The sequence below is a fragment of the Protofrankia sp. Cr1 genome (assembly GCF_963555865.1).
Lineage (GTDB): Bacteria > Actinomycetota > Actinomycetes > Frankiales > Frankiaceae > Protofrankia.
Map to the genome: position 1 here is coordinate 1 of NZ_CAUVXO010000087.1, position 4,466 is coordinate 4,466.

General features: G+C 68.8%; 3 protein-coding genes and 1 pseudogene. 1 reads left to right on the plus strand and 3 read right to left on the minus strand.

Annotation, left to right across the window (positions count from 1 at the left end):
• The 3 genes and pseudogenes from U9980_RS09975 to U9980_RS09985 form a co-directional block, all read right to left on the minus strand.
• A pseudogene (locus U9980_RS09975) lies at nt 1-557 on the minus strand (RNA polymerase subunit sigma-24); the annotation flags it as partial.
• Nucleotides 558-922: 365 nt separating this feature from the next.
• Nucleotides 923-2,563 (minus strand): S1C family serine protease, encoded by a 1,641-nt coding sequence (locus tag U9980_RS09980; RefSeq protein WP_322767667.1) that lies wholly within the window; start codon nt 2,561-2,563, stop codon nt 923-925.
• Nucleotides 2,564-2,672: 109 nt separating this feature from the next.
• Nucleotides 2,673-2,819 (minus strand): hypothetical protein, encoded by a 147-nt coding sequence (locus U9980_RS09985; protein WP_322750530.1) that lies wholly within the window; start codon nt 2,817-2,819, stop codon nt 2,673-2,675.
• A gap of 328 nt (nt 2,820-3,147) precedes the next feature.
• Between U9980_RS09985 and U9980_RS09990 the strand changes: the two genes are divergently transcribed.
• A partial coding sequence (locus U9980_RS09990) for a glycosyltransferase (RefSeq protein ID WP_322767668.1) occupies nt 3,148-4,466 on the plus strand: 1,319 nt, incomplete at its 3' end.

Consider the following 4,466-nt stretch of genomic DNA (forward strand, 5'->3'; position numbering starts at 1 on the left):
TCCGGCTTGGGGGAGCTTCCACCGGGACGGGTGGCGGGGAGCACAACGGCCGTCGGCGTGTCGTCGGGGTCACCCGCTCCGCTGCTCGCGGTGCCCGCGGGTACGTCCGGCACCGATGTCTGAGCTGGCACCGATGGCTGAGCTGGCACTGGTGCCTGCGCTCGGGACGACGAGGTGGTGCCGTCGGCAGCCGTCGCGGCGCGGTCGAAGGTGCGGACGAGTCCTTCCCGCAGCCGTGCGGGCGCCGGAGTGATCCGAACCTTCGCGAGCATCTCCTCGGGCGCCACCGCGTGCTGTATCGGGCCACGGCGGGCCTGGGGCGAGCCGGACCACGCCAAAGCGCTGCCGCGGGCCAGCTCCAGTAACCATGAGCGCAGCCGGGTGGCATCGCCGAGGGTGGCCAGCCGCGTTCGGGCCACCAGGGCGAACGCCGTGCCCGCAGCTGCCTGGGCGACCTCGGCCTCCCCCAGGATGAGCAGGCACATCGAGAAGACGTCGTCGGCATAGTGCTGGTAGACGGCGTCGAAAGCATCCCGCTCACCGCGCCGGATCCGCATGACGAGGTCGATGTCCGACTCGGGGGTTCGCGGCCGCGGTCCGTCAGGCCGCTCGCCCGAGCGCCGGTCGGCAGGGGCCGACACAGCGTGCCTGGGGCGTAAACCGGTCGCGGCTGCCCCCTCCGGGTTGGTACGGCGGATACCGCCAGTCATCAGTGCATTCTCCCGTATCCCCCATTGGCGGGATGAGTCATGACGGTGTCCTGGCGCGGACGGAGCGACACCGGCATCGCTCGCTACGTTAGATGGTTCCGGCCATGCCATGAGGGGAACGTCGGGAAAACTTTGCTGTCACATGCTGGACCCGTCAGGCCGACGATTGTTTGATCATGGCTTGGTTGTGGCTGCCGCGGAGCCGTGGGCGATCAGGACGGTGGCTGCTGAGTCAGGATGACCTCCGCGGTATGTGGCTGGCCGCCGCGGGTGTAGGTGATGGTCACCTTGCTGCCGATCGGCTGGGACCGGACTGCCGCGATGAGCCCGTCAACGCTGGTGATCCGGCGGTCTCCCAGCTTGGTGATGACGTCGCCGTCCTGAAGTCCGGCCTGCTGGGCGGGTCCGTTGCCGACCAGATTCTGGATGGTGGCGCCGCTTCCGTCACCGTTCGGGTCGGTCTGGCTTGCTCCGGCGGTTGAGGCGTTCACACCGAGATACGGGTGTACCGCGGCCCCCTTGCTGATCAGTTCACCGGCGATGGACTGGGCATAGTTGGATGGGATCGCGAACCCGACACCGATGTTGCCGGCCTGCTGTTCCTGCTGGCTGCCGAACCCGCCACTGCTCGAGCCCACCGTTGCAATGGCCGAGTTGATGCCGATCAGTTCGCCCTTGCTGTTGACGAGCGGGCCGCCGGAGTTGCCGGGGTTGATCGGAGCGTCGGTCTGGATGGCGTCCAGGACGGCGTTGCTGTCCTGGACGTTGGTGTCGCCGGTGCGCACCGGCCGGTGCATGGCGCTCACGATCCCTGACGTGACGGTGCCGCTGAGTCCGAGCGGGCTGCCGACCGCGACCACCAGTTCGCCGACCGAGAGCGCGTCGGAGTCGCCGAAGGTTGCCGCCTTCAACCCGGTTGCGTCAATTTTGACCACCGCGAGGTCGGAGGTCGGATCGGTTCCGACGATCTTTGCGGTGAAGTCCTTGCCGTCCTGCGTGGTCACCTTCAGGGAACCACCCTGTGCGGCGTCGGTTACCACGTGGTTGTTGGTCAGAATGTAGCCGTCCTGACGAATGATCACCCCGGAGCCGGTGCTCGCCTGGTTTCTCGATGTGGCGGCAATCGTGACCACGCTCGGCAGGATGGTCTGCGCGGCGGCTGACACCGTGCCGGATGCGGCTGGTGAGGTTCCCGCAGTGCTGGTGCCACGCTGCAGGCCGGCGGAGGACACCACGGTCGTCCCGTCGTTGCCGCCTGCGACCAGAGCGCCGACGCCGCCGCCCACCCCGGCGCAGACCAGCGCGAGCGCGATCGCGGCGGCGGCGAGCCGCCTGCGTCGCGGCGGCGGCGGCGGGGCCGGTTGCCCGACGGTCTGCGGGGGGCCGTAATACGGACCGGACGGCGGTGGTGTCGGCCCGAACGGTGTCGACCCGAACGGTGTCGACCCGAACGGTGGTGTCGGCCCTGAGCTCGACGCCAGCCCTGAGTTCGACGCCGCCCCGGAGCCGGAGCCTCCTGGGTAGCCGGAGCCGGCGCCGCCCGAGGCGGCTGCGGTCGTCGTGTCGTCGGAACCGCTCGCACTGGGTGCGCTCCAGGGTGTTCCCCACCAGGTCCGGCCGGACCCGTCGGCTGAGCCCCACTCGGGGGGCGTCCGGGGGTCTGCCGCACCCGGGGCTGCTGGACCCGCCGGTGCCTGCACCGCGGGCCGGTGGGTGGGTGGGTATGGCTCGGCATCCGGCGCCGCCCAGACCGGGGCATCCGGCCCGGACTGGCGGTCGTTGCCACCGGCGTCGGGTGCCCGCGAGTCCGAAGGACGTCCGTCCGGGGAGGTGAAGGGGGGCCGCGTGCTCATGGTAGAAACCTTCCCCTCACAAGCTGAGTGAAGACTGAAATGCGACCAACAGTCGGCTGAGGCACGGCGTCCGGGAGCGTAGGTCCCAGCGTGGCCATTCTGGTCACGGTCAACGGGCCCGGCCGTCGGCGAGTGGGTCGGCGATCGATGCGGCGAGCCGTGATGGCACTGCGACGGTGAATGCAGCGGCGGCGACAACGGCGACCGCGGGGTCCACCATGTTGGCACCCATGGGGAAGTGCGTGAAGCACGTCAACCCGCTCCCTGTCCGACCATCCAACTGCCCGAGTGCCCAACCCGCTGACCTGTCCCGTCACACGATGGCGAACGTCGTGACCGCTGTGGCAGTCGGGTCGCCTGATTTACAGACTGTGACGACACGCCAGTGATCGGGCCACCGTCCCCGGGTGGCTGTCACGCGGTATGGGAGGGCGTCCGCGAAGGTGCTCTCAGTAGCTTCTCAGGTCTACTTCAGGCTGTCCTCAATGCCTTCCCCAACCCTTGGAGAGGTGAAGCTGCCGAAGCGTCTGCGGGGCCGCCGCGACTGCGAACCATCACGGGCTGCACCGGGCACTGTGGCGCCGATGCCTGGCGGTGGGAGCGGGCAGACCGGGGTGCTCGTGAATCCCGTCGTGGCACTCCCGAGGGCCGTCGCGGCGCCGACCACCGTGACGCTACCAGCTCAATGGCGACCGCAACCTGTCGTCGAGGTGGTGGTCCCGGTCTACAACGAGCAGACGACCCTTGCCGACAGCATCCGGCGACTGCATGACTTCCTGACCCGCCGTTTTCCCTTTGACTGGCGTATCACGATCGCAGACAACGCGAGTACCGACGCCACGCCCGCGATCGCCTGGCAGTTGGCCGCCGACCTGAGTCGGGTCCGGGTGACACGGCTGGAGGCCAAGGGCCGCGGCCGGGCGTTGCGGGCCGTCTGGTCGGCGTCGGACGCCGATGTCGTCGCATATATGGACGTGGATCTCTCCAGCGGGCTTGAGGCACTGTTGCCGTTGGTCGCGCCGCTGCTTTCGGGCCATTCGGACGTCGCGATCGGTTCTCGGCTGGTTCGCGGGTCCAGGGTCGTTCGTGGACCGAAACGGGAGATCATCTCTCGTTGTTACAACTGGATGCTGAGGGTCACCTTCCGGACGTCCTTCCGGGACGCCCAGTGCGGCTTCAAGGCGGTCCGGGCCGACGTGGCCCGTGCCCTCCTGCCCGCGATCGAGAACAACCACTGGTTCTTCGACACCGAGCTGCTGCTGCTCGCCGAACGTAACGGTCTCCGTATTCATGAGGTTGCGGTCGACTGGACGGACGACCCGGACTCCCGGGTCGATGTCGTGGCGACGGCGATGGAGGACATTCGCGGAATGATCCGGGTCGCCCGTCGGATCATCGCGGGGCGGGTCGGCGTGGATCTGCCACCGCAGGTGCGTGCGGCCCGGCTGCCCGGCGGAATGGGCCGTCAGCTCCGGACGTTCGCGGCGATCGGGCTGTGTTCGACCCTGGCATACGTCCTTGCCTACGCGATGCTCCGGGAGATCGGAACGTCGCCGCTGGCGGCCAACTTCGTCGCGTTGCTCATGACCGCCGTTGCCAACACCTGGGCGAACCGGCGGCTGACCTTCGGGCAGGTCGGCGGCGACGGGGCGGTGCGTCAGTTCGCCGAGTCGGGCGTCGTGTTCGTTGTCGGACTGGCGGTGTCCTCCGGTGGGCTCGGGCTGCTGCACCGGTTCTGGTCGTCGTCCGGCGTCGTAGCCGAGATCATCACCGTGTTGCTCAGTGGTACGGTGGCGACAATCGTACGCTTTGTGCTGATGCGCGCCTGGGTCTTTCATCCCGCCAGGTCGCCGCGGACAGTGCCGTCGAAAGCTTCCCGGATCTCCCCAGTCGACGTCCCCGG

Coding starts and splice junctions, on each gene's coding strand:
- U9980_RS09980 (WP_322767667.1), bottom strand. CDS start 2,563: ATGAGCACGCGGCCCCCCTTCACCTCCCCGGACGGACGTCCTTCGGAC.